We start from the raw sequence: 23,573 nt of genomic DNA, 5'->3' as shown, positions 1-23,573 counted from the left end.
CCGCCGATGGCCACGTACCTGTACCGACTGGGCCGATACTGCTTCCGGCGGCGACGGGCCGTCGTCGCCGTCTGGATCGCCCTGCTCCTCGCCATCGGCGGGGTCGCGGGCGCCTTCGCCGGCAAGACCACCGACGAGTTCAAGGTCCCGGGTACCGAGGCGCAGGCCACCCTGGACCGGATCAAGGACACCTTCCCGGCGCAGGGCCACGGCTCCGCGCAGGTCGTCTTCGCCGCCGGCGCGCCCGGCGGCATCGGGACGCCCGAGGCGGGCAGGGCGGTCGGCGAGGCCGTCGCCCGGATCGCCCAGGTGCCGGGCGTGGCCGCGGTGCCGGACCCGTACGCCACCGGCGCGCTCTCGCCGGACGGGAAGGTCGCGCTCGCGCTGGTCTCCTTCGACCACAAGCTCGCCGACGTCACCGACCAACAGCGCGACGCGGTGAAGGCCGCTGCCGAGCCGGCCCGCGCGGCCGGGCTGGACGTGGCCTTCGGCGGCGACGCGTACAACACGATGGCCCGGATCGAGGGCGGCAGCGAGGCGATCGGCCTGGTGGTGGCCGGGCTGGTGCTGGTGGTCACCCTCGGCACGCTGGTCGCCGCCGGGCTGCCGCTGCTGACCGCGCTGGTCGGCGTCGGCGTGACGATGGCCGGCCTGCTGGCGCTCACCGGCTCCTTCGAGATCATCACCACCGCGCCGGTGCTGGCCCTGATGGTCGGCCTCGCGGTCGGCATCGACTACGCGCTGTTCATCCTCTTCCGGTACCGCCGCCATCTGGACGAGGGCCTGGAGCCGGAGGAGGCCGCCGCCCGGGCCACCGCGACCGCCGGCAGCGCCGTCGTCTTCGCCGGCCTGACCGTGGTCGTCGCGCTCGCCGGACTCGCCGTCGCGGGCGTGCCCTTCCTCACCGTGATGGGTCTGGCCGCCTCCGGGGCCGTCGTGGTGGCCGTCCTGGTCGCGATCACGCTGCTGCCCGCCGTGCTGGGCTTCACCGGCCGGGCCATCGACCGGCTGCCGATCTGGAAGCGGGCCCTGACCGCCAACGGCCGCACCACCATGGGCGAGCGCTGGGGCCGCTTCGTGGTCCGCCGCCCGCTGCCCGTCCTGCTGGTCGCCCTGGCCGGGCTGGGCGCCCTGGCGGTGCCCGCCGCGAGCCTGAACCTCGGTCTGCCGAGCGGCGGTTCGCAGGCCGCCGGGACGGACGCGCGCAAGGCGTACGACCTGGTCGGCGAGAGCTTCGGGCCGGGCTTCAACGCTCCGCTGGTGGTCGTGGTGGACGCCCACGGCGCGCCGCAGCCCGAGCAGGCGGTGCGGGAGGTGGCCGCGAAGCTCCAGACCCTCAAGGGCGTCGGGACGCTGCTGCCGCCGACCGTCGACCAGGCGAGCCGCACCGCGCTGGTGACCGTCATCCCGCGGACCGGTCCGGACCACGCGGACACCGAGGCGCTGGTCAACGAGATCCGCGACCGGAAGGCGGAGTTGAAGGCGGAGACCGGCGCGGACATCGCCGTCACCGGCACCACGGCCGCCAACATCGACGTCTCCACCAAGCTCGGCCAGGCGCTGCCGCCCTTCCTCGCGGTGATCGTCGGGATCGCGGTGGTGCTGCTGGCGCTGGCGTTCCGCTCGGTGCTCGTCCCGCTCAAGGCGGTGGCCGGCTTCCTGCTCAGCGTCACCGCCTCGCTCGGCGCGGTGGTCGCGGTCTACCAGTGGGGCTGGCTGGACGGGCTGATCGACGTGCCCAAGGTCGGGCCGGTGGTGAGCTTCGTGCCGATCCTGCTGATCGGCGTGCTGTTCGGGCTGGCGATGGACTACGAGCTGTTCCTGGTCTCCGGGATGAAGGAGCAGCACGTCCACGGCGCGGCGCCGCGCGAGGCCGTGGTGGCCGGGGTACGGAACGGGGCCCGGGTGGTCACGGCGGCCGCGCTGATCATGGTGGCGGTGTTCGGCTCGTTCGTCTTCGGCCACGACCCGGTCGTCCAGCCGATCGGCTTCGCCCTCGCGGTGGGCGTGCTGGTGGACGCCTTCGTGGTGCGGATGGCGCTGGTGCCGGCCGCGATGGCGCTGTTCGGCAAGGCCGCCTGGTGGTTCCCTAAGCGGCTGGAGAAGGTCGTGTCGCGGGTGGACATGGAGGGCGAGCAGCTGATGGCCCGGCTCGCGCGACGGCCGGCCGAGGACGGGACGCGGGAGCCGGCCGAGCAGCCGGCCGTGGAGCCGACCCGGATCTGACGGCCCCGGCCCCAGGAGCCCCGGCGCCCGGTGGGATCCGTTCCCGCCGGGCGCTCCTGCGTTCGCGCCCCCGCGTGTGAGGGGGCGCGGTCACATCCCCGCGGGCAGCCGCTGTTCGAACCAGACCACCTTGCCGGTGCCCAGCCTGGTCGCACCCCAGCGGTCCGCGCACCGGGCCACTATCTGCAGCCCGCGCCCGCGTTCGTCCTCCGGCCCGGTGCGGCGCGGGCGCGGCAGCAGCGGGCTGTCGTCGCCGACCTCGCAGCGCAGCCGGGCGGTGCGCACCAGGCTCAGGGTGACCGGCCGGGTCGCGTGCTGGACGGCGTTGGTGACCAGCTCGCTGACCATCAGCTCGGTCGCCTCGCTCAGCTCGTCCAGCCCCCAGCGGCGCAGCGTGTGCGCGGCCAGTCGGCGGGCCCGGCCCGGAGTCTCGTTGCGCGGCTGGAGGTACCAGTGCGCGACGTCCCCGGCCGGGATGCCGTCGAAGCAGGCGCCGAGCAGGGCGATGTCGTCGCCGCGGTCGCCGGGCGGCAGGATCCGCAGCGCCTCCTGGCACAGCTGCTCGGGGGACTGCCAGCGGGCGGCGGCGATCCGGGCGCGCAGCATCTCCAGGCCGTCGCTGATCGGGCGGGTGCGGGTCTCCACCAGGCCGTCGGTGAACAGCAGCAGGGCCGAGCCGGGCGGCGCGGGCAGTTCGACGGAGTTGAAGTCCACCCCGCCGACGCCGATCGGTGCCCCGGAGTCCAGTTCGACCAGCTCGGCGATGCCGTCCGGGCGGACCAGCACCGGTGGGACGTGTCCGGCGTTGGCCATCACCACCCGGTTGGCGATCGGGTCGTACACCGCGTAGACGCAGGTGGCCAGGTGCTGTTCCCGGCCGAGCCGCTGGGCCTGTTCGTCCAGGTGGTAGAGCACCTCGTGCGGCGGCAGGTCGAGGGCGGCCAGGGTCTGGGCGCTGGTGCGCAGCTGGCCCATGATGGCGGCCGAGGTGAGCGAGTGGCCCATCACGTCGCCGACGATCAGGGCGACCCGGTTGCCGGGCAGCGGGACGGCGTCGTACCAGTCCCCGCCGACCTGTGCGCCGCGCTCGCCGGGCAGGTAGCGCTGGGCGATCCGGACGCCGTGCGACTGCGGCAGGCGCAGCGGCAGCATGCTGCGCTGGAGTTCGTTGGCGATCTCCCACTCGCGGGCGTAGCGCAGTGCGGTGTCCACGGCCAGCCCGGCCTGGGTGGCGAGGTGCGCCGCGGTCGCGGTGTCCGCGGCGTCGAAGACCGGGCGGCCGGTGCGTTCGGGAGGGCGGCGGATCAGTATCAGCAGCCCGAGCACGGCCTTGCGCCCGCGCAGTGGCAGGGCGAGGACGGAGGTTCCGGCGGCCAGCCGGGCCACCCCGCGGGTGCCGTACAGCTCGCGCAGCAGCGTCTCGGCGCGTTCGGCGGCGGGGGTGCCGAGGACGGCGGCCTCGGCGGGGCGGCGGCTCAGCAGGGCGTGGGCGAGCGCCCCGCCGCGGGTCACCGGGGTGGCCGGGCCGCCGTCGGCGGTCGAGCGGGCGCCGTAGCGGGAGCGGCGCCGGTCGTCCAGACCGCTCGGGCGGCCGCGGCGGCCGATCCGGGTGCCGGTGCTGTGGTGTATCCGCAGCTCCTCCGGGAAGCCGGGTTCGCGTTCGACGTTGGGCAGCGGGTCGCGCAGGTGGACGACGGCGGCGTCGGCGAGCGTCGGGACCAGCACCCGGCCGATGTTGCGCAGCGTCGCGGCGAGGTCGAGGGCGCTGTTGATCCGCCGGGTCGCCGAGTCGAGGTACGCCAGGCGGTCCGCCATCTCGGTGCGTTCCGGCCGTGCGCCCGCCCGTCGTACCGGGGCTGCCGGCAGGGCCGTCGCCGGGGCCGGTGTCGCGGCCGGGACCTGGCGGCGCTGGCCCGGGACGGCGGGCGGCTGCTCCGCCTCGGTCTTGAGCTGGTCGCGCACGGCTGCCTGTCCTGGATTCGGTGTGGTCGGTGAGCTGTTCTGTTGCACCGGCCGCGGGTGCGGCCGGGCCTGTCCCGGTTCGATCAGCCGACGCGTCGACAGCGCAGGAACAGCTGTTCCTCCGGCGGCAGCGAGGTACTGGCCGGTGCGTACGGATGCCCCGAGCACTCCTCGACGGCGAAGCCGGCCGAGACCAGAACCCGCTCCAGATCCTCCCTCAGATACCCACTGATCCGCAGCTCTCTGCCAAGGAACGGAAGCGGAACGTGATCCAGGTCCGCCTCGACCATACCGAGCGCCAGCAGTCCGCCCGGCCGCAGGAGTTCGCGCAGCTGCCGCAGCACGGTCGGGATCTCGTCCTGCGGCAGCAGGATCAGCGAGAAGAACGCGGTGACGGCGGCGAAGCGGCCCCGGCCGTCCGGCCCCAGTTCGGGGGCGTTCCAGACCCGGTCCGCACGCTCGGTGGCCAGATCGTACAGGTCGATCCGATGGAACACCGGCGCGAACACGCCTGGGAAGGCGGTCCGCCGGGCCAGCGTGAGCATGCCGTCGGAGAGGTCCGCGCCGGTCACCCGCAGACCGTCGGCGACCAGCTGGCGGACGGTCGGTTCGCCGGTGCCGCAGCCCACGTCCAGCACCCGGGCACCGGGTTCGAGCTCGGCGAGCAGCCGCCGGCCGCAGGCCAGCTGTCCGTCCTTGGCGGGGAACGCCTCGCCGTACTCCGTGCCGATGGTGTCGAAGGCGACCGCCTGCAGTGCCCGGGCCGCCCGCCGCCGCCGTACCTCGGGTTCGTCGTCGCCGGCGTCCTCGTCGACGGGGAACGGGTCCGATATCTGTCCGGTCGTCACGTTGCGAGGCACCCTTCCACCCGTGGCCTCCGGTGGCTCCTCCGCGACCCCGCGGGCCGCTGCCGGTGGCGGTACGTCACGCTCTGCGCACCACGCGGACGGACTGCACCCCGATGGGTTTCCGAGCAGACACTCGTGTGCGTACTGGCATCTGAGAATATGCGTGATCACTGTGCCGTGGGGTCCCTTTCCGGCCAACTCGCCGTGCTTGGGTGGTTGTGGCCGGGGTTGCGGAAGCACGGGGGTGCGGGCGGGGTTGTGCGCGCGGCCGCGCACGCCGGACAGCGCGCCAGGGGAACGTCGATGACCTGCGGTTTTGCCGATCTGCAGGCTGACTATCGGACGTTTATCGAACGTCAATCGGTCCGGTGCACAGTGGAGTCCAGCGCCGGGGAAGCGTTGAGGGCGCTCCCGCAGCCGGGGGGCTGCGGGAGCGCCGACGCGCGGAACGGGGGAGGTTCTCCGCGGGGGAGCGGAAGCCTTACGGCGCGGGGGGAGAGAGGGGCTCGGTGTGCTGCTGGGAGATGAGGTCCGCCACGGGGGAGGCCTCAGGCACACCGAGCCGCGTGAAGATCGCATGGGCCTCCTGGAGGCAGGCGAGTCCGCGAGCCGGCTGGGCGAGCGCCAACAGGGCCTCCCCCAGTGCGGCGTTCGCCAGGCCCTGGCAGTAGGCGGAGCCCAGCTCCTGGCCGATCGCCAGCGACTCGCCGGCCGCCGAGGCCGCCTCGGCGGGCTGCTCGGCGACCAGCAGGGCCGAGGCGAGCCTGGCCAGGGTGTAGCCCTCCCACAGGGGGTTCTGCTGCGACTGGTAGAGCCGGTGCGCCTCCCGCAGGTGCGGAACGGCGTCGCCGCCGGAGAGCACCACACCCAGCTGGTAGAGGGTCTGGGCGAGCAGCGGGCCGTTCTTGGACTCCCGGGCGGCGGCGACACCGTCACCGGCGGACCGGACCGCCGTCTCGGTCATCCCGAGCCGGTGCTGTGCCCGGGCCATGTTGCTGACGATGCGGGCCTCGGCGGTCGGCGCGCCGACCGCCTGGCTGGTGGCCCGGGCCTGTTCCATGAACGGCAGGGCCTCGGCCGGGCGGTTGCCCAGGCTCAGGATCACGCCCAGGATGTTGGCGGTGGCCAGCAGCTGGACGGTCGGGACGTCCGGTGACTGGTGGTCCAGACTGCGGCGCAGCGAGTGCTCGGCGCCCTGGAAGTCACTGGTGACGTAGTTCAGGGCCCCCAGGACGAAGTGCACCCGGGCGAGTGCGGCGGAGTCGTCGCGGAGCTCCGCCTCGCGTCCGAGGGCTTCCAGGACCGGCCGTACCTGGGGGCCGTGGGTCGGGTCCGGATCGAGGCCGTACAGCAGGATCAACAGGTCGATCGCCGCGTGCTGCGAGGAGCGGGGCCCGTTCGCCGCCGCCGCCGTGGAGTTGAGCAGGAGGGCGCTCTCGCTCCGGAGCCAGGACTGGGCGGAACCGCTGGTCGGCAGGCCGATCCCGGGCGAGGACGGCGTGGTGAGCAGCTCGGGCTCGGGGTCGTCCGGTTCGAGGGTCCGGGCCGCGTTGCGGACGGTCGGGATCAGCAGGTCGAGCAGCCGCAGGACGGCCCGTTCCTGCTCCCCGCCGTCGCCCGACCGGTCGTTCTGCCGCTGGGCGTAGAGGCGGAGCAGATCGTGGTAGCGGTAGCGGCCGGGGGTGAAGCACTCCAGCATGTTCGCCTCCACCAGGGCCTCGACGAGCTCCTCGGCGGTGTCCTCGTCCACACCGAGGAGTGCCGCGGCGGCCGCGAGCGGGATGTCGGGGGAGTCGATCAGCGCGAGCAGTCGAAAGGCGCGGGCCTCGGCCGTGGACAGCTGTCCGTAGCCGAGCCCGATGGTGGTCTCCACGGCGAGGTTGCCGAGTTGGAGCTCGTCCAGGCGGTGACGTTGGTCGGCTAACCGACGGGCCAGGTCGGAGACGCTCCACCGCGGCCGGCTGGCCAGCCGGGCGGCGGCGATGCGGACCGCCAGCGGCAGGAAGCCGCACGCGGTGACCACCGCCATGGCCGCCTCCGGCTCCGCGGCGACCCGCTGCTCCCCGACGATGGCCGAGAACAGTGCCAGGGCCTCCCGCGGAGTCAGCTCCTCGACGTCGAACAGTTGCGCGCCGGGGATGCCGGCGAGCCGGGAACGGCTGGTGGCGAGCACCGCGCAGCCGGAGACGCCCGGGATCAGCGGCCGGATCTGGTCGGCGTCCCGCGCGTTGTCCAGCAGGATGAGCATCCGCCGGTTGGCGAGCAGCGAGCGGTAGAGCGCCGCGCGCTGCTCCATCGACTCCGGGTTCTCGGTGACACCGAGGGCGTGGAGGAAGTCGCCGAGGACGACGACCGGGTCGGCCGGCGAGGCGCCGGCGCCCCGCAGGTCGACGTACAGCTGTCCGTCCGGGAACTCGGCCCGGACCCGGTGGGCGACGTGGACCGCGAGGGTGGTCTTCCCGACGCCGCCGATGCCGGCCAGCGAAGTGACCACCACGGCCTGGCCGGTGGCGTTCATCAGGACCGTCGAGAGGTCGCTCACCAGCTCGGTGCGGCCGCTGAAGTCCAGGACATCGGCCGGGAGTTGGGCCGGTGCCGGGGCGGTGGGCCGGCCCTTCGCCGCCGTTTCGGGCACGGCCGGGAGGGCGAGCGCGGGGTCGGCCGCGAGGATGCGGGTGTGCATCGTGGACAGGCCGACGCCCGGTTCCACCCCGAGTTCCTCGATGAGCAGTTTGCGGGTGTCGGTGTAGACGCCGAGGGCCTCGGCCTGGCGGCCGCAGCGGTACAGCGCCAGCATCAGGAGTTCGCGCAGCCGTTCGCGCAGCGGATGTTCCGTCGTCAGGTTGTTGAGCTCTCCGACGATTTCCGCGTGCTGCCCGATGGTGAGGGCGGCGGCGCACAGGTCCTCGGCGGCGGCCACCTGGCGCTCGGCCAGTCGGAGCCGCTGGGTGTCGGCGTAGGGGCCGGGGATGCCGGTGAGCGGGCGGCCGCTGAACAGGCCCAGTGCCTCGGTCAGCAGCCGGTGCGCCTCCTGCTTGTCGCCGTTCGTCCGGGCGGCCGCGGCCTCGGCGCAGAGCCGCTCGAAGACCGTCAGGTCGAGGGCCTCGCCCGGGATGCGCAGGGCGTAGCCGTCGGCGACCGAGACCAGCAGTTCGGCGGGTGCGCGGACCTCGCGGCGCGGCTCGATGACCGAGCGCAGCCGGGAGACGTAGGTCCGCAGGGCGGCGACCGCCTGGGCCGGGGGGCGATCGCCCCACAGGGCGTCGACCAGGTCCTGGGTGGTGACCGGGCGGCCGGCGTGCAGCAGGAGGGCGCTCAGGACCGCCTGTTGCTGGGGGGAGCCGAGGGAGACGGGCTTCCCGTCGAGCCAGGCCTGCACCGGGCCGAGGACCTGGAAGCGCAGCGCGGGCGAGGGCGGCGTCTCCTGAAAGTCCATGAAGTCCCCCGATGGCCTGTGGTGTCGATTTCGTGAAAGGGCGCTCGGCGGTCCGCCGCGGTGCTTCAGCTTAGGCGGACGCCCGACTCTGCCGGACGGTCCCGCAAGTCGCACGATGTTTATCGGACATTTAATCAACCCTACGATACTGTGCCCGCGCCCGCGCCAAGCCGGTCGGGCCGACGACATTTGATGACCGAAAGGCGGCCGCCAATGGCCAACGACCAGAGCGAGACCCCGGTGCCGTCGACGCCCGAGAACCAGGCGCAGACCCCGGCCCCGGACTCCGCTGTGGAGGCCGGCCAGGCTGTCGAGGGCGCGGTCGCCGCGACCTCGAACCCGACCGAGTACACCGAGCCGAGTGCCGACCGGAAGAACGCGATCGAGAACGGGATCTTCGGCGACGAGGCCGACCACCTGCTGGAGCCGGCCGAGCCGGACACCGGCAAGCCGGGCGAGAAGTACGAGCCGGAGAGCATCGTCTTCGGCCACGCGTGAGCCGTGCCGGTCGAGTGCCCCCGTCGCCCCCGTCCGGGCGCGGGGGCACCGGTGGTTATGGGCACGCCAATTCCCCATAGGTGTCGACCGGGTGGCCGAAACATGCCCGCGGTGCACTCATGGTGACCGGTGATATCCGTAACGTGCCCGACGGCGGGTGCGGACGTTCCGGAATTCCGGATTCACCCGGGGGTATTGCGGTGGTCGGAATGCCGCTGTTTGCCCGCGTTCTGCCGAAATTGCCGAGGAAGATCGTATTCGGCTGAATCGCCCGCCCCGGGGGCGGGGGCGACCTGGTGGGGGTCGGCCGTCCATTCCCGGCCGCCGGGCTCGGGGCGCAGGTAGTGCTCGCCGCCGACGGTGTCCATGTAGATGCCGGTGCGTCCGGTCCTCCGGTCGAGGACGAGTTCACCCACGTGGGGCCGGTAGGCCGGGGTGTTTCGCTGTCGGGTGCTCACCGTGCTGCTCCTCGCTCTGGTCGGCGACTGGCCAGCATCTCTAGAGAAGCTAATATCTCTAGAGATGTCAACGGTCGTATCTCCTTACCGGCGACCGCGGGCACGCCTACGATTTGTCCGAGGCAGAGGGAGCGGCGATGACCGGCAGCAATGGCGACAAGCAGCCCAAGTACCAGCGGATCGCCGAAGCGCTGAAAGCGGCCATCGACACCGGCCGGTACCGCGCGGGCGACCGCCTGCCCGGCGAGAACGACCTCATGGACGAGTACGGCGTGGCCCGGATGACCGCCCGCCAGGCGCTGGGCGTGCTGCAGAGCGAGGGCATCGCCGAGGCGCGCCGCGGCGCCGGGGTGTTCGTCCGGGACTTCCGGCCGCTGCGCCGGCGCGGCATCCAGCGGCTGGCGCAGGGGCAGTGGGGGTCCGGCCGGTCGATATGGTCGGCGGACATCGACAACCGCAGCCTGGTGGTCGACCAGGTGTCCGTCACCGAGCAGGGCGCGCCCGAGCACGTGGCCCGGATGCTCGGGGCCGCCCCGGGCGCCCCGATGTGCGTGCGGCACCGCCGCTTCGTCCTCGACGGCAAGCCGGTGCTGCTGTCGACCTCCTACCTGCCCGCCGTCCTGGTCGCGGGCACCGCGATCACCCGCGAGGACACCGGCCCCGGCGGCACCTACGCCCGGCTCGCCGAGATCGGCGCCAAGCCCGTGCACTTCCGCGAGGAGGTCCGCTCCCGGATGCCCGGCGCCGAGGAGGCCGCCCGCCTGGAGCTGTCCGCCGGCACCCCCGTCATCCTGATCTGCCGCACCGCCTTCGCCGACGAGGGCCAGGTCGTCGAGCTCAACGAGATGATCCTGGACGCCGCCTCCTACGTCCTGGAGTACGACTTCGACGCCTGAGCGCCGGACGGGGCCCACCGGCCGCGGCCGGCTGCCGTCCGCCGCGCGGGAACACCGCCGCCCCGGCCGCAGGGGCGACCGGGGCGGGGCGGGGGCGTGCGGGACTACTCCTTGGAGCGGACGCGCAGGTTGGTGATCAGCGGGCCCTCGGTGGTCTCGCGGAAGAAGTCGTTGCCCTTGTCGTCGACGACGATGAAGGCCGGGAAGTCCTCGACCTCGATGCGCCAGACCGCCTCCATGCCGAGCTCGGCGTACTCCAGCACCTCGACCTTCTTGATGCAGTCCTGGGCGAGGCGGGCGGCCGGGCCGCCGATCGAGCCGAGGTAGAAGCCGCCGTGCGCGGCGCAGGCGTCGGTGACCTGCTTGCTGCGGTTGCCCTTGGCGAGCATGACCATCGAGCCGCCGGCGGCCTGGAACTGGTCGACGTAGGAGTCCATCCGGCCGGCCGTGGTCGGGCCGAAGGAGCCGGAGGCGTAGCCCTCGGGGGTCTTGGCCGGGCCCGCGTAGTAGACCGGGTGGTCCTGGAGGTACTTGGGCATGCCCTCGCCGGCGTCCAGGCGCTCCTTGATCTTGGCGTGGGCGATGTCGCGGGCGACGACCAGGGTGCCGGTGAGCGAGAGCCGGGTCTTCACCGGGTACTTGGAGAGCTCGGCGCGGATCGCGGACATCGGCTGGTCGAGGTCGACGCGCACCACGTCGTCGTCCAGGTGCTCGTCGGTGGTGTCCGGCAGGTACTTCGCCGGGTCGGTCTCCAGCTGCTCCAGGAACACGCCCTCGGCGGTGATCTTGCCGAGCGCCTGGCGGTCGGCGGAGCAGGAGACGGCCATCGCGACCGGGAGCGAGGCGCCGTGCCGCGGCAGGCGCACCACGCGCACGTCGTGGCAGAAGTACTTGCCGCCGAACTGGGCGCCGATGCCGATCTTCTGGGTCAGCTCGGTGACCTTGGCCTCCAGCTCCAGGTCGCGGAAGCCGTGGCCGGTCCTGGCGTCGCCCGAGGTCGGCAGGTTGTCCAGGTAGTGCGCCGAGGCGTACTTGGCGGTCTTCAGCGCGAACTCGGCGCTGGTGCCGCCGATCACGATGGCCAGGTGGTACGGCGGGCAGGCCGCGGTGCCGAGCGAGCGGATCTTCTGCTCCAGGAACGAGAGCATGCTCGCCTCGTTCAGGATGGCCTTGGTCTCCTGGTACAGGTACGACTTGTTGGCGGAGCCGCCGCCCTTGGCCATGAACAGGAACTTGTACGCGTCGCCGTCGGTGGCGTACAGCTCGATCTGGGCCGGCAGGTTGTTGCCGGTGTTCTTCTCGTCCCACATGGTCACCGGGGCCATCTGGGAGTAGCGCAGGTTGAGCCTGGTGTACGCGTCGTAGACGCCCCGCGCGACGGCGGACTCGTCGCCGCCCTCGGTGAGCACGTTCTGGCCGCGCTTGCCCATGACGATCGCGGTGCCGGTGTCCTGGCACATCGGGAGGATGCCGCCGGCCGAGATGTTGACGTTCTTCAGCAGGTCGAGCGCGACGAAGCGGTCGTTGGGGCTGGCCTCCGGGTCGTCCAGGATGCGGCGCAGCTGGGCGAGGTGGGCGGGGCGCAGGTAGTGCGAGATGTCGTGCATCGCCTCGGCCGTCAGCAGCCGCAGCGCCTCGGGCTCGACCTGGAGGAAGGTGCGGCCGCCGGCCTCGAAGGTGGAGACACCCTCGGAGGTGATCTTGCGGTAGGGGGTCGGGTCAGCGCCCAGGGGGAGCAGGTCGCTGTACTCGAAGTCTGGCGTGGGAGCCATGGGGGCGGTCCTTAGCTGTCCAGTTGGTCCGGCTGCGTCGGCGAAGCATCATCCAGGGTAGGACCCGGTGGAAGTCGGCATGCGGACAGGGCAGCCTTGCGTGACCGGGCTCACTCGCGCAGGAGTGCGAGCGACTAGGCTGACCCCGTGGACAACTCGCCGTCGCACGACGATTCGGGGCAGCCGCCGGTGCCGGCGCCCGTACCGATGACCAAGCCCGAACCCAAGCCGGAACTCAGGCCCGAGACCAGGGCCGAGGCCGCGCCGCGGCCGCACGCGCCGGTCGCGGAGGCGGACCTGCGGGTCTCCGACGCCGACCGCGAGAAGGTCGCGGAACTGCTGCGGGACGCCTACGCCGAGGGCCGCCTGGACGCCGACGAGCACGCGGAGCGGATCGGGGCCGCGTACGCCGCGAAGACCTTCGGCGACCTCGTGCCGCTGACCCGGGACCTGCCGGCCCGCCCGCTGTCCTTCGAGAAGCAGCCGCTGAGCGCCCCGCAGGGCCCGCCGCCGCAGCCGCCCGCGCGCCAGGAGTCGCCGACGGTGGTGGCGGTCTTCGGCGGCGCGGCCCGCAAGGGCCGTTGGCGGGTGGGCTCGCACCTGAGCGCCTTCGCCGCGTTCGGCGGGGTGGAGATCGACCTGACCGACGCCGTGTTCGAGTCCCCCGAGGTGGAGATCACGGTGACGGCGATCTTCGGCGGGGTGCAGGTCAGGGTCCCGGAGAACGTGAGCCTGCAGGGATCCGGCATCGGCATCTTCGGCGGCTTCGACGTCCGGGAGACGACCGCGGCGGACCCGTACGCTCCGGTTGTCCGGATCAAGGGCCTTGCGCTGTTCGGTGGTTGCGAGGCGAAGCCGCGCCGGGGCAAGAAGCTGAAGGAATGGGTGCGGCGCCAACTCGGCACCGACTGACCGCCGTTGACCTGCACAGCGCCCGATCGGGGATCAACTCCCGGTCGGGCGTTCGGCGTTGCGGCCGGTGCTCTGCGTAGTCGATTGCGTGCAGTGTGCATGAATCGCGGCCGGGTGGGGTAGTTCCTTCCGCACATCGCTTCTTGGACGGCTGCGCACCGGAGGCGGCCGAGCGGCCGTGCCCGGGCTGGACAGCGGGGGCTCGCGGCCGGCGGGGGAGCGAGGGGTCCCCGTGTCCGAGAGCCTCGTCAGGAGTACGGCCGTGCTGCATCCGATCGAGTCCCGCACCACCTCTCCAGTGGCCGCTGCGCAGGTCCTGGAGCGCCGCCCCGGCGTCCGTCCGCAGCCGCAGCCGCAGGGCGGCCCGGCGGGTTCCCCCGCGGGCGAGGACAACCCCTGGCACACCGGCGCCGCGTGTCGGCGGGACGAGGTGGGGCTGTTCTTCGCGCCCTCCAAGGAGCCGACGGCGGCCCGGCTGTCGCGCGAGGAGCAGGCCAAGCAGGTGTGCGCCCGCTGCCCGGTGCTGCTGGAGTGCCGCGAGCACGCGCTGGCCCAGCCGGAGCCGTACGGGGTCTGGGGCGGGCTGACGGCCGCCGAGCGGCGGGTGGTGCTGGCCCGGCGGCGGCGCCGGGACACGGAGCTGCGCGAGGCGGCCCTGGTGACGGCGGCCGCGCGGCGCCGGATAGCCGGGTGACGACGGGCCCGGGAGCGGGACGGCGACGCACCGCGGCCCCGGCGGAGGGGGATTCCGCCGGGGCCGCGAAGCGCGCTCGGGTGGGGCTCAGTTGGCGCGGTCGAAGTCGATCGCGCTGTACGCCCGCAGCTTCGAGAGCTTGTGGGTGGAGTTGATCTCGCGGATGGTGCCGCTCTTGGAGCGCATCACCAGCGAGCTGGTGGTGGCGGTCTCCGAGCGGTAGTGCACGCCGCGCAGCAGCTCGCCGTCGGTGATGCCGGTGGCGACGAAGAACACGTTCTCGCCGCTGACCAGGTCGTCCGTGGTGAGGACCCGGTCCAGGTCGTGGCCGGCGTCCAGGGCCTTCTGCCGCTCGGCGTCGTCCTTGGGCCACAGTCGGCCCTGGATCACGCCGCCCATGCACTTCATCGCGCAGGCCGCGATGATGCCCTCCGGGGTGCCGCCGATGCCCATCAGCAGGTCGACGCCGGTGCCCTCGCGGGCGGCCATGATCGCGCCGGCCACGTCGCCGTCCGAGATGAACTTGATCCGGGCGCCCGCTTCGCGGATCTCCCGGACCAGGCCGTCGTGGCGCGGGCGGTCGAGCACGACGACGGTGACGTCCTCGACAGCGCTGCCCTTGGCCTTGGCGACCCGGCGGATGTTGACCGCCGCCGGGGCGGTGATGTCGACGAACTCGGCGGCCTCCGGGCCGGCCACCAGCTTGTCCATGTAGAACACGGCGCTGGGGTCGAACATGGTGCCGCGGTCGGCGACGGCCAGTACGGCCACCGCGTTGTTCATGCCCTTGGCGGTCAGCGTGGTGCCGTCGACCGGGTCGACCGCGACGTCGCACTCGGCGCCGGTGCCGTCGCCGACCCGCTCGCCGTTGTAGAGCATCGGGGCTTCGTCCTTCTCGCCCTCGCCGATGACGACGACGCCGTTCATCGACACGGTCGAGACGAGGGTGCGCATCGCCTTCACGGCGGCACCGTCCGCGCCGTTCTTGTCGCCACGTCCGACCCACCGGCCGGCGGCCATTGCGGCCGCCTCGGTGACCCGGACGAGTTCGAGCGCGAGGTTCCGGTCCGGAGCCTCGGGCGCGACCTCCAGGGCACTGGGAAGGTGGTGCGGGTACTGCGTGGTCATCGTCGTTACCTCTCTGTACGCGACGGCCAGTGAGCGCCCGACTACTGCCAGGTCGAACGCCGTGGTGAGGGTATTGCGATCGTATCTGCCCACGAGATGACTGTCTGTGGCGCAGGTCGCTGCTCTGTGGCGGAAACCACCGATTCGCCCGGTATCACCCGTCCGTGGACACCCCTGGTGACCGCCCGGGGATGTGGATGAGTCACCATGTGGGGGTGGCAGCAGACAGCAAGGGCATGAGGGGCCGGCAGACCGTACGGGACATGGTCCTGTCGATGCTGGCCGTCGGTTTCGTCGTCGGGATCGGGTACCTGTTCCTTCCGCACGGATCCGGCGGCGACCCGGTGCGCGTGGTCGGGTACCGGGTGGAGGCGGCCTCCGCCAAGCGCGCCGCGCCGTACCCGCTGCTCTCCCCGGAGGGGCTGTCGGACAAGTGGCGGGCCACCTCGGTCGGTTACCGGCCGGCCGACCAGAACAACGGCAAGGGCAACGCCTGGCACCTGGGCTTCGTGACCCCCTCGGGCCGGTACGCGGCGATCGAGCAGAGCGACGTGCCGCGTGACTCCCTGCTGGCCGACCACGTCAAGGGCGCCGCGTCGGACGGCACTTCCGAGGTGGCCGGCCGTACCTGGGACCGGGTGCAGGGCGAGAAGGACCGCGCGCTGGCCGTCCAGACCGGCCCCGGGACCACCCTGCTCACCGGCACCGCCTCCTACGAGGAGCTGGCCGAGCTGGCGCAGGCGCTCAAGTAGCCCGCTTCCGCCCGCCTTCCGGGCACGCCGAAGGGCCCCGCGCCGGACGAACCGGTGCGGGGCCCTTCGGCGTGCGCGGGGCGGATCAGGCCGTGGTGACGACCTCGTCGTAGGCCAGGCGCGGCGAACGCGGGAACCAGGCGTCCTCGCCCGGGCGGCCGATGTTGACCACGGCCAGCACCGAGTGCTCGCCGTCGCCGAAGAACTCCTTGTTGATGCCCTCGGCGTCGTAGCCGGTCATCGGGCCGGCGGACAGGCCGGCGGCGCGCACGCCGATGATGAAGTAGGCAGCCTGCAGGGCGCCGTTCATCGTGGCGGACTGCTCACGGACGCTGCGCTCCGAGAAGAACAGGTCCTTGGCCTGGGGGAAGTGCGGGAGCTGGGTCGGCAGCTCCTCGTGGAACTCGTTGTCCACGGCCAGGATGGCGACCAGCGGGGCGGCGGCGGTCTTGGCCTTGTTGCCGTCCGCCATCTGCCGGACGAGGCGCTCGCGGCCCTCGGCCGAGCGGACCAGGACGACGCGCAGCGGCTGCTGGTTGAAGGCGGTCGGGCCGTACTTGACCAGCTCGTAGATGGCCTGGACCTGCTCGTCGGAGACCTGCTCGTCGGTGAAGGTGTTGGCGGTGCGGGCCTCGCGGAACAGGAGGTCCTGAGCGGCAGCGTCGAGTACCAGGGCGTCGGTGGTCATGCTTCTGCACCTCATGCGGAAAGGGGTTCGTCGGGGTGATCGGCCGTGGCCGTTCACTTCCTCCAACATAGGTGAAGATTCAACGATTCCCCAAGCGGATGTGATCCGCCTCACTCCCCGTCGGGGGCCGCGCCCTCCTCGGCGGCCAGCGCGGCGTCCAGCCGGGCCCGGGCGCCGTCCAGCCAGCGCTGGCACACCTTCGCCAGCTGCTCGCCGCGCTCCCACAGGGCCAGCGACTCCTCCAGTGAGGTCCCGCCGGTCTCCAGCTGCCGGACGACGTCCAGCAGCGCGTCCCGGGCGTGCTCGTAGCCCAGCGCGTCGTCCGGGTTCGGCGCCGCGTCCTGCTGCTCCTGCTGCTCTGCCATGGGTGCCAGCGTAGGGGCTCGGGCCGACACTCCCCAGCCCCGGCCCGCGGTGGCGGGCGGCTACCCGGGAGTCGCGGTGACGTCGAAGCCGCCGCCCGCCACCCGCGCGTGCAGCCCCTCGCCGGGCGCGACCTGCGCCGGGTCGGTCACCACCGTGCCGTCCGTGCGCTGGAGCACCGCGTAGCCGCGCTCCAGGGTGGCCGCCGGGGAGAGCGCCACCACCCGGGCCAGGGTGTGCCCGAGGTCGCTCTGCGCGTGGTCCAGCCGGTGCCGCAGGGTGCGCCGGGCCCGCTCCAGCAGGCCGTCCACCTCCTGTCCCCGACCGTCCAGCATCCGGTGCGGGGCGGCCAGCGACGGGCGGCTGCGCACCCCGTCCAGCCCGTGCTGCTCGCGCTCGACCCGGGACAGCACCTGCCGGCGGGCGCGGTCGCGCAGCTGGCGGACCTTGGCCAGCTCCTCACCGACGTCCGGAACCACCCGTTTGGCCGCGTCGGTCGGGGTGGAGGCGCGCAGGTCGGCCACGAAGTCCAGCAGCGGCTGGTCCGGCTCGTGCCCGATCGCGCTCACCACCGGCGTACGGGCGGCCGCGACCAGCCGCACCAGGCCCTCGTCCGAGAACGGCAGCAGGTCCTCCACGCTGCCGCCGCCGCGGGCCACGACGATCACGTCCACCTCGGGGTGCTCGTCCAGCTCCCGCACGGCCGCGCTCACCCGCTCCACCGCGCTGACCCCCTGCACCGGGACGTTGCGCACCTCGAAGCGCACGGCCGGCCAGCGCCGCCGGGCGTTCTCCAGGACGTCCCGCTCGGCCGCCGAGCCGCGCCCGGTGACCAGCCCGACGCACTGCGGCAGGAACGGCAGCGGCTTCTTGCGCTCCGCCGCGAACAGGCCCTCCCCGGCGAGCCGCCGCTTCAGCTGCTCCAGCCGGGCCAGCAGCTCGCCGAGGCCCACCGGGCGGATCTCCGAGGCGCGCAGGGACAGCTGCCCGCGCGCCGCGTACCACTCCGGCTTGGCGTGCACGACGACCCGCGCGCCCTCCTGCACCACGTCCGCGACCTGGTCGAACACCGAGCGGAAGCAGGTCACCGTGAGCGACACGTCGGCCTGCGGGTCGCGCAGGGTCAGGAACACCACGCCGGCGCCGGGGCGGCGGCTGAGCTGGGTGATCTGCCCCTCCACCCAGACCGCGCCGAGCCGGTCGATCCAGCCGCCGATCAGCGCGGAGACCTTGCCGACCGGGAGCGGCGCTTCGGGGGAGCTGGTGTTGGCCATGCGTACGAGGCTAGCGGCGTCCGCCGACACGGCCGGGACCGCCGCGGGTGCCGCCCCGGCCGGCGGAGCCCTGGACGGCGAGCACCACCAGGCCGACCACCAGCCAGACCAGCCCGACGAGCTGCGCGGTGCCCGAGGCCTCGTACACGACCGCCACGATCACCGCGATCCCCAGCACCGGCACGACCACGTGCGGGAGCCACCGCCGCGAGCCGTGCCGCACCGCGTACCAGCCGATCACCGAGGCGTGCAGCAGCGCGAAGGCGGTCAGCGCGCCCACGTTCACTACCGAGGTGAGCCGGTCCAGGCCGTCGTCCCGGTTGGCCGCCCAGACCGCCGCCGCCATCGTGATCACCGCGGCCGCCAGCAGTGCCCGGCGCGGCACCGCGCTGGCCGGGTCGACCGAACCGAGCGCCCGCGGCAGCCGGCCGTCCCGGGCCATCGCGAAGAGCAGCCGCCCGGCCGCGGCCTGCCCGGCCAGGGCCGCGAAGGCCGCGCCGATCGCCTTGCTGGCCGCCACCAGGACGTGCAGCCAGTGCCCGACGCCGCTCTCCACGGTGTCGTAGAAGGCCGAGCCCTGCGCCGCCGGGTCGGCGGCCAGCTGCTGCGGTCCGGTCGGCTCCAGCAGGGCCGCCAGGTAGGTCTGGGCGACGAACAGCACCCCGGCCAGCGCCAGGCACCAGAGCACCGCCCGGGCCACCGCCGCCGAGGCGCCGACCGCCTCCTCCACGAAGGTGGCGATCGCGTCGAAGCCCAGGTAGGAGAGCACCGCGACGGACACCGCCGAGATCACCGCGGTCAGCGAGAAGTCCCCGACGGCGGTGAACGGGGTGTCCCAGCCGCGCCGGGCGCCGTCCTGGGCCAGCGCCACCAAGGCGGCGGCCATGAACACCACCAGCACCGCGATCTCCATCGCGAGCACCGCGAAGCCGATCGCCGCCGCCGTCCGCACCCCGGCCAGGTTGAGCGCGGTGGTCACCACCACCGCGAGCGCCGTCCAGACCCAGCGCGAGACGTCCGGCACCAGGGAGTTCAGCGCGATCCCGGAGAACAGGTAGGCCACCGCGGGGATCAGCAGGTAGTCGAGCATCGCCATCCACCCGGCGATGAAACCCGGGCCCTCGCCCAGCCCGGCCCGCGCGTAGGCGAACACCGAGCCGGTCTGCGGCACGGCGCGCACCATCTGGGCGTACGAGGAGGCGGTGAAGGCCATCGCCACCGTCGCGGCGAGGTACACGGTGGCGACGGCTCCGTGGCTCTTGGCGTCCAGCACGCCGAACACGCCGACCGGGGCCATCGGGGCGATGAACAGCAGTCCGTAGACCATCAGATCGCGCACGCCCAGGCTGCGGCGCAGGCCGCTCGGCGTCGCCTGCTCGCTCACAGAGCTCATGGACACCATATTTGGGTGCTGTTGACCGGGTCTGCATGGAAAGTGTCCGCCATTGGTGGGGCGGCCCGGCGGGAGGCCGGGAGGACGAGCGCGGGTCGCGGCCGCCCGTACGATGGAGCCATGTCCAAGACCGCGCAGCGCCGTGTCCTGCTCGCCGCCCCCCGGGGCTATTGCGCGGGAGTCGACCGCGCCGTGATCGCCGTGGAGAAGGCCCTGGAGCAGTACGGGGCGCCCATCTACGTCCGCAAGCAGATCGTCCACAACAAGTACGTGGTGCAGACCCTGGAGAAGAAGGGCGCGATCTTCGTCGACGAGACGGAGGAGGTGCCGGAGGGCTCGATCGTCGTCTTCTCCGCGCACGGCGTCGCCCCGTCCGTCCACGACGAGGCGCGGGCCGGGAAGCTCGCCACCGTCGACGCGACCTGCCCGCTGGTCACCAAGGTGCACAAGGAGGCCGTCCGCTTCGCCGACGAGGGCTTCGACATCCTGCTGGTGGGCCACGAGGGCCACGAGGAGGTCATCGGCACCATGGGCGAGGCCCCGGACCGGATCCACCTGGTGGACGGTGCCGAGGACGTCGCCAACGTGCAGGTCCGGGACGAGTCCAAGGTCGTCTGGCTGTCCCAGACCACCCTGTCCGTGGACGAGACCATGGCCACCGTCGGCGAGCTGAAGAACCGCTTCCCGCAGCTGGTCAGCCCGCCCAGCGACGACATCTGCTACGCCACCCAGAACCGCCAGGTCGCGGTCAAGCAGCTGGCCCCGGAGACCGACCTGCTGATCGTGGTCGGCTCCAAGAACTCCTCCAACTCCGTGCGCCTGGTCGAGGTCGGCCTGGAGTACGGCGCCAAGGCCGCCCACCTGGTGGACTTCGCCGAGGAGATCCGCGAGGAGTGGCTGGAGGGCGTCACCACGGTCGGCCTGACCAGCGGCGCCTCGGTGCCGGAGATCCTGGTCGACGGCGTGCTGGAGTTCCTGGCCGCGCGCGGTTACGACACGGTCGAGACGGTCAAGACCGCCGAGGAGCACCTGGTCTTCTCGCTGCCCAAGGAGCTGCGCCGCGACCTGCGCGCCGAGGCGGCGGGCAAGCTCTGACCCCGCCCGGAAGGGCCGGCACCCCGCACGGGGTGCCGGCCCTTCCGTCGTGCGGCCCCGTGCCGCCCGGCTCGATGTGGTGCGGCTTCCTGCTGTGCAGGCCCCGGCGCACTCTCGTAGTTTTGTGCACAGGCTGTGGACAATCCACCGGCCGCGAACCGGCCCGGTCCGCGGCCGACGGCGGAGGGTGACGTGATGACGGCGGTATTCGGCGTGGACATCGGCGGCTCGGGGATCAAGGGCGCGCCCGTCGACCTCGCCCGGGGCACGCTCGCCGAGGAGCGCCACAAGGTGCTCACCCCGCAGCCGTCCGCCCCCGGTGCCGTGGTCGACGCCGTCTGCGAGGTGGTCCGCCACTTCGGCCACCAGGGCCCGGTCGGGCTGACCTTCCCCGGCGTGGTCGTCGACGGCCGCACCAGGACGGCGGCCAATGTCGACAAGGGCTGGATCGGCCTGGACGCGGCGGGCCTCTTCCGCGAGGCGCTGGGCATGCCCGCGACCGTCCTGAACGACGCGGACGCGGCCGGGCTGGCCGAACTGACCCACGGCGCCGGACGGGCCGAGCCGGGCGTCGTCCTGGTGCTCACCTTCGGCACCGGCATCGGCAGCGCCCTGTTCGTGGACGGCACGCTGGTGCCCAACACCGAGCTGGGCCACCTGGAGCTGCGCGGCAAGGACGCCGAGCGCCGGGCCTCCTCGGCGGCCAAGGAGCGGCACGGGCTGAACTGGGAGCAGTGGGCCGGGCGGGTCGACGAGTACCTGGACCTGGTGGAGGGACTGTTCTCGCCGCAGCTGATCGTGATCGGCGGCGGGGTGAGCCGCAAGCACGAGAGGTTCCTGCCGCTGCTGAAGGACCGCGAGGCACGGGTGGTGCCGGCGGAGCTGCGCAACGACGCGGGCATCGTCGGCGCCGCCATGGCGGCGGCCCGGGCGGAGGGCTGACGGGCGGGCCCCCGGCCCCGGCATCACGGCGACCGGTGGGGAGGGGCTCAGCGGGCGCGGTGGATCCGGCGCTGGGCGACGAACCGGGCGAGCACGATCAGCGTGGCCAGCCCGGTGCCGGAGAACAGCCAGCCGGCCCGCAGCGCCAGCCCGGTCGCCAGCGAGACCACCTGGGCGGTGACGCCGGGGGAGCTCACCGGTTCGAGCAGCAGCAGCGCGAGCGCGAAGGCGATCGGCCCGCTGATCGGCGCGGCCAGCAGATCGGCGTAGCGCACCCGGACGGCCAGCTGGAAGCAGACCACCAGGTAGCCGAGGCCGAACAGCCAGCCCAGGTCGTCGAAGAGCAGCCGGTCCAGGCCCGCCACCGCGAGCGCCGCCAGGACGGCGACCACCCCGGTGCCGATGGCCGTCAGCCGGGCCGGCCGGCCGGTGCGCCGCCGCCCGTACAGCTGGTCGTCGCCGCGCCCGCGCCCGCGCAACGGCAGGCGCAGGCGCAGCCGGGGGCCGGCCGGGCGGGCGGTGGCGGACGGTCCGGCCGCCGGGCGCGGCCGGGGGGCGGGGGCGGGCCCGGAGGGGGCCGCGGCGGCCTCGGGAGCCCGGCCTGGACCGGGGACGGCGGGGGCGTTCGTGCGGGTCGGGGGACGGCGTCTGGGCCCTGGCGGCTGGGTACGGATGCTCTGCTCCACCCGTCCAACGTACGGTCCGATCATCGCCACACTGTGTAATGGACCGTTCAGGTCCTGGCCCGTGTCTTCGTACGGAGCAGTGATGTGATCGTCACTCAGGTCGGCTGACCTGCCCCGTCGGCTCGGCGCACCACGGTCACCGGATCCGCGCACGGGTCTCCTCGCCGGGGACGGCATGACCGATCTCACCTTCGAACGGCCCGTCCGTGTCCGGTGGGGCGACGAGCTGTGAGGCGGGGCGGGGGCTGCCCGTAGACTTGGGGGTCGGCCCGTACGGTGCCGACCCAACTCCTCCAAGCCCACGGGACTGCGCTTCATGTCGCTCACGATCGGAATCGTCGGCCTGCCGAACGTCGGCAAGTCGACCCTGTTCAACGCCCTGACCAAGAACGACGTGCTGGCGGCCAACTACCCGTTCGCCACCATCGAGCCGAACGTCGGCGTGGTGGGCGTCCCGGACGAGCGGCTGGCCAAGCTCGCCGAGATCTTCGGCTCCCAGCGCATCCTCCCGGCCACCGTCGACTTCGTCGACATCGCCGGCATCGTGCGCGGCGCCAGCGAGGGCGAGGGCCTGGGCAACAAGTTCCTCGCCAACATCCGCGAGTCCGACGCGATCTGCCAGGTCGTGCGCGCCTTCACCGACCCGGACGTGGTGCACGTGGACGGCAAGGTGTCGCCCAAGGACGACATCGAGACCATCCACACCGAGCTGATCCTGGCCGACCTCCAGACCATCGAGAAGGTCCTGCCGCGGCTCCAGAAGGAGGCGCGCCTCAAGAAGGACACCGCCCCCGTGCTGGCCGCCGCCGAGGCCGCGCAGGCGATCCTGGAGACCGGCAAGACCCTCTTCGAGGCCGGCTTCGACACCGCCCCGATCCGTGAGCTCCACCTGCTGACCGCCAAGCCCTTCCTCTACGTCTTCAACGTGGACGAGGACGAGCTGGCCGACGAGGACTTCAAGGACGCCCAGCGCGAGCTGGTCGCCCCGGCCGAGGCGATCTTCCTGAACGCCAAGATCGAGTCCGAGCTGATCGAGCTGGACGACGCCGAGGCCCTGGAGCTCCTCCAGTCCATGGGCCAGGAGGAGCCCGGCCTCGCCACCCTCGCCCGGGTCGGCTTCGACACCCTCGGCCTGCAGACCTACCTGACGGCCGGCCCCAAGGAAGCCCGCGCCTGGACCATCAAGAAGGGCGCCACCGCCCCCGAGGCCGCCGGAGTCATCCACACCGACTTCCAGAAGGGCTTCATCAAGGCCGAGGTGATCTCCTTCGCCGACCTGGTCGAGACCGGCTCCATCGCCGAGGCCCGCTCCAAGGGCAAGGCCCGCATCGAGGGCAAGGAGTACGTCATGCAGGACGGCGACGTGGTGGAGTTCCGCTTCAACGTGTGATCATGTCGTTACTTGATGTCACTTGATTTGGCAAGTGTGCAGGTCGGAGAGGGTCGGACTCCAAGGAGTACGACCCACACCAAAATACCCGGGGGTAATTATTGTTAAACCCGGGAGTGCTGTCTATTATAAAAAAAAAAAACAACCCCCCCAAATTTTG

The 23,573-nt window shown here is 72.8% G+C and carries 20 protein-coding genes; 9 read left to right on the top strand and 11 right to left on the bottom strand.

All coding sequences use genetic code 11. From position 1 onward, the window contains the following. Window positions 1–6 precede the first annotated feature (6 nt). Window positions 7–2,226, top strand: a complete 2,220-nt coding sequence (locus tag ACWGJO_RS24670) for an MMPL family transporter (protein ID WP_452186904.1) — start codon at window positions 7–9, stop codon at window positions 2,224–2,226. Window positions 2,227–2,316: 90 nt separating this feature from the next. On the opposite strand, the gene ACWGJO_RS24665 is transcribed toward ACWGJO_RS24670, so the two are convergent. The 3 genes from ACWGJO_RS24665 to ACWGJO_RS24655 all read right to left on the bottom strand — a co-directional run bounded on the left by ACWGJO_RS24665 (window position 2,317) and on the right by ACWGJO_RS24655 (window position 8,472). Next, complete coding sequence (locus ACWGJO_RS24665; RefSeq protein ID WP_452179642.1) at window positions 2,317–4,041, bottom strand: ATP-binding SpoIIE family protein phosphatase; 1,725 nt, start codon at window positions 4,039–4,041, stop codon at window positions 2,317–2,319. 230 nt (window positions 4,042–4,271) lie between these two features. Continuing rightward, window positions 4,272–4,943: a class I SAM-dependent methyltransferase gene (locus ACWGJO_RS24660; RefSeq protein WP_359899589.1), complete on the bottom strand. Its 672-nt coding sequence runs from the start codon at window positions 4,941–4,943 to the stop codon at window positions 4,272–4,274. Window positions 4,944–5,517: 574 nt separating this feature from the next. Continuing rightward, entirely contained in the window at window positions 5,518–8,472 is a 2,955-nt protein-coding gene (locus ACWGJO_RS24655; protein ID WP_452186902.1) for an AfsR/SARP family transcriptional regulator, read from the bottom strand. Window positions 8,473–8,685: 213 nt separating this feature from the next. Here ACWGJO_RS24655 and ACWGJO_RS24650 point away from each other — a divergent pair, with 213 nt between their 5' ends. Beyond that, on the top strand, window positions 8,686–8,970 hold the full coding sequence (locus ACWGJO_RS24650) for a hypothetical protein (protein WP_452186900.1): 285 nt from the start codon (window positions 8,686–8,688) through the stop codon (window positions 8,968–8,970). A 182-nt stretch (window positions 8,971–9,152) separates the two neighbouring features. Here ACWGJO_RS24650 and ACWGJO_RS24645 read toward each other — a convergent pair whose 3' ends face one another. Continuing rightward, window positions 9,153–9,428, bottom strand: coding sequence for a hypothetical protein (locus ACWGJO_RS24645; protein ID WP_452186898.1), 276 nt, complete (start codon window positions 9,426–9,428; stop codon window positions 9,153–9,155). A gap of 137 nt (window positions 9,429–9,565) precedes the next feature. On the opposite strand from ACWGJO_RS24645, the gene ACWGJO_RS24640 reads away from it, so the two are divergent. Next, on the top strand, window positions 9,566–10,324 hold the full coding sequence (locus ACWGJO_RS24640; RefSeq protein ID WP_452186896.1) for a GntR family transcriptional regulator: 759 nt from the start codon (window positions 9,566–9,568) through the stop codon (window positions 10,322–10,324). 104 nt (window positions 10,325–10,428) lie between these two features. On the opposite strand, the gene ACWGJO_RS24635 is transcribed toward ACWGJO_RS24640, so the two are convergent. After that, entirely contained in the window at window positions 10,429–12,096 is a 1,668-nt protein-coding gene (locus ACWGJO_RS24635; RefSeq protein ID WP_452186894.1) for a fumarate hydratase, read from the bottom strand. Between the two features lie 147 nt (window positions 12,097–12,243). Here ACWGJO_RS24635 and ACWGJO_RS24630 point away from each other — a divergent pair, with 147 nt between their 5' ends. After that, window positions 12,244–13,008 carry a DUF1707 domain-containing protein gene (locus tag ACWGJO_RS24630; RefSeq protein ID WP_452186892.1) on the top strand — a complete coding sequence of 255 codons (765 nt, stop codon included), beginning with the start codon at window positions 12,244–12,246 and terminating at the stop codon, window positions 13,006–13,008. A gap of 316 nt (window positions 13,009–13,324) precedes the next feature. Beyond that, the gene (locus ACWGJO_RS24625) at window positions 13,325–13,702 is read left to right on the top strand and encodes a WhiB family transcriptional regulator (protein ID WP_380357098.1); all 378 of its coding nucleotides are present in this window, start codon (window positions 13,325–13,327) and stop codon (window positions 13,700–13,702) included. 87 nt (window positions 13,703–13,789) lie between these two features. Here the strand turns inward: ACWGJO_RS24625 and glpX are convergent, their stop codons facing one another. Next, entirely contained in the window at window positions 13,790–14,830 is a 1,041-nt protein-coding gene (glpX, locus tag ACWGJO_RS24620; RefSeq protein ID WP_030055344.1) for a class II fructose-bisphosphatase, read from the bottom strand. A 215-nt stretch (window positions 14,831–15,045) separates the two neighbouring features. Between glpX and ACWGJO_RS24615 the strand changes: the two genes are divergently transcribed. Next, window positions 15,046–15,582 (top strand): DUF4245 domain-containing protein, encoded by a 537-nt coding sequence (locus ACWGJO_RS24615; RefSeq protein ID WP_359899524.1) that lies wholly within the window; start codon window positions 15,046–15,048, stop codon window positions 15,580–15,582. Window positions 15,583–15,667: 85 nt separating this feature from the next. Here ACWGJO_RS24615 and ACWGJO_RS24610 read toward each other — a convergent pair whose 3' ends face one another. The 4 genes from ACWGJO_RS24610 to ACWGJO_RS24595 all read right to left on the bottom strand — a co-directional run bounded on the left by ACWGJO_RS24610 (window position 15,668) and on the right by ACWGJO_RS24595 (window position 19,300). Further along, window positions 15,668–16,270 (bottom strand): malonic semialdehyde reductase, encoded by a 603-nt coding sequence (locus ACWGJO_RS24610; protein ID WP_452186890.1) that lies wholly within the window; start codon window positions 16,268–16,270, stop codon window positions 15,668–15,670. A 110-nt stretch (window positions 16,271–16,380) separates the two neighbouring features. After that, window positions 16,381–16,635, bottom strand: a complete 255-nt coding sequence (locus ACWGJO_RS24605) for an exodeoxyribonuclease VII small subunit (RefSeq protein ID WP_452186888.1) — start codon at window positions 16,633–16,635, stop codon at window positions 16,381–16,383. Window positions 16,636–16,695: 60 nt separating this feature from the next. Continuing rightward, window positions 16,696–17,907: an exodeoxyribonuclease VII large subunit gene (gene xseA, locus ACWGJO_RS24600; protein WP_380550005.1), complete on the bottom strand. Its 1,212-nt coding sequence runs from the start codon at window positions 17,905–17,907 to the stop codon at window positions 16,696–16,698. Between the two features lie 10 nt (window positions 17,908–17,917). After that, complete coding sequence (locus ACWGJO_RS24595; RefSeq protein ID WP_452186886.1) at window positions 17,918–19,300, bottom strand: APC family permease; 1,383 nt, start codon at window positions 19,298–19,300, stop codon at window positions 17,918–17,920. 120 nt (window positions 19,301–19,420) lie between these two features. Here ACWGJO_RS24595 and ACWGJO_RS24590 point away from each other — a divergent pair, with 120 nt between their 5' ends. Then, window positions 19,421–20,395, top strand: a complete 975-nt coding sequence (locus tag ACWGJO_RS24590; RefSeq protein ID WP_359899533.1) for a 4-hydroxy-3-methylbut-2-enyl diphosphate reductase — start codon at window positions 19,421–19,423, stop codon at window positions 20,393–20,395. A 195-nt stretch (window positions 20,396–20,590) separates the two neighbouring features. Next, on the top strand, window positions 20,591–21,337 hold the full coding sequence (ppgK, locus tag ACWGJO_RS24585; RefSeq protein ID WP_452186884.1) for a polyphosphate--glucose phosphotransferase: 747 nt from the start codon (window positions 20,591–20,593) through the stop codon (window positions 21,335–21,337). Window positions 21,338–21,384: 47 nt separating this feature from the next. On the opposite strand, the gene ACWGJO_RS24580 is transcribed toward ppgK, so the two are convergent. Beyond that, window positions 21,385–22,023, bottom strand: coding sequence for a DUF6542 domain-containing protein (locus tag ACWGJO_RS24580; protein ID WP_452186882.1), 639 nt, complete (start codon window positions 22,021–22,023; stop codon window positions 21,385–21,387). Window positions 22,024–22,339: 316 nt separating this feature from the next. Between ACWGJO_RS24580 and ychF the strand changes: the two genes are divergently transcribed. Next, entirely contained in the window at window positions 22,340–23,413 is a 1,074-nt protein-coding gene (gene ychF, locus ACWGJO_RS24575; protein ID WP_452186880.1) for a redox-regulated ATPase YchF, read from the top strand. Window positions 23,414–23,573 lie beyond the last annotated feature (160 nt).

The sequence above is a fragment of the Kitasatospora sp. NPDC054795 genome (assembly GCF_053611565.1).
Note: the sequence above shows the minus strand (reverse complement) of the source record. Positions and strands in the feature narration are given on the sequence as shown.

What these genes read in the sequence shown, in the direction of transcription:
- ACWGJO_RS24670 (WP_452186904.1), top strand. Translation starts at nt 7, where the DNA reads ATGGCCACGTACCTGTACCGACTGGGCCGATACTGCTTCCGGCGGCGA.
- ACWGJO_RS24665 (WP_452179642.1), bottom strand. Translation starts at nt 4,041, where the DNA reads ATGGCGGACCGCCTGGCGTACCTCGACTCGGCGACCCGGCGGATCAAC.
- ACWGJO_RS24655 (WP_452186902.1), bottom strand. Translation starts at nt 8,472, where the DNA reads ATGGACTTTCAGGAGACGCCGCCCTCGCCCGCGCTGCGCTTCCAGGTC.
- ACWGJO_RS24650 (WP_452186900.1), top strand. Translation starts at nt 8,686, where the DNA reads ATGGCCAACGACCAGAGCGAGACCCCGGTGCCGTCGACGCCCGAGAAC.
- ACWGJO_RS24640 (WP_452186896.1), top strand. Translation starts at nt 9,566, where the DNA reads ATGACCGGCAGCAATGGCGACAAGCAGCCCAAGTACCAGCGGATCGCC.
- ACWGJO_RS24635 (WP_452186894.1), bottom strand. Translation starts at nt 12,096, where the DNA reads ATGGCTCCCACGCCAGACTTCGAGTACAGCGACCTGCTCCCCCTGGGC.
- glpX (WP_030055344.1), bottom strand. Translation starts at nt 14,830, where the DNA reads ATGACCACGCAGTACCCGCACCACCTTCCCAGTGCCCTGGAGGTCGCG.
- ACWGJO_RS24610 (WP_452186890.1), bottom strand. Translation starts at nt 16,270, where the DNA reads ATGACCACCGACGCCCTGGTACTCGACGCTGCCGCTCAGGACCTCCTG.
- ACWGJO_RS24605 (WP_452186888.1), bottom strand. Translation starts at nt 16,635, where the DNA reads ATGGCAGAGCAGCAGGAGCAGCAGGACGCGGCGCCGAACCCGGACGAC.
- xseA (WP_380550005.1), bottom strand. Translation starts at nt 17,907, where the DNA reads ATGGCCAACACCAGCTCCCCCGAAGCGCCGCTCCCGGTCGGCAAGGTC.
- ACWGJO_RS24595 (WP_452186886.1), bottom strand. Translation starts at nt 19,300, where the DNA reads ATGAGCTCTGTGAGCGAGCAGGCGACGCCGAGCGGCCTGCGCCGCAGC.
- ACWGJO_RS24590 (WP_359899533.1), top strand. Translation starts at nt 19,421, where the DNA reads ATGTCCAAGACCGCGCAGCGCCGTGTCCTGCTCGCCGCCCCCCGGGGC.
- ppgK (WP_452186884.1), top strand. Translation starts at nt 20,591, where the DNA reads ATGACGGCGGTATTCGGCGTGGACATCGGCGGCTCGGGGATCAAGGGC.
- ychF (WP_452186880.1), top strand. Translation starts at nt 22,340, where the DNA reads ATGTCGCTCACGATCGGAATCGTCGGCCTGCCGAACGTCGGCAAGTCG.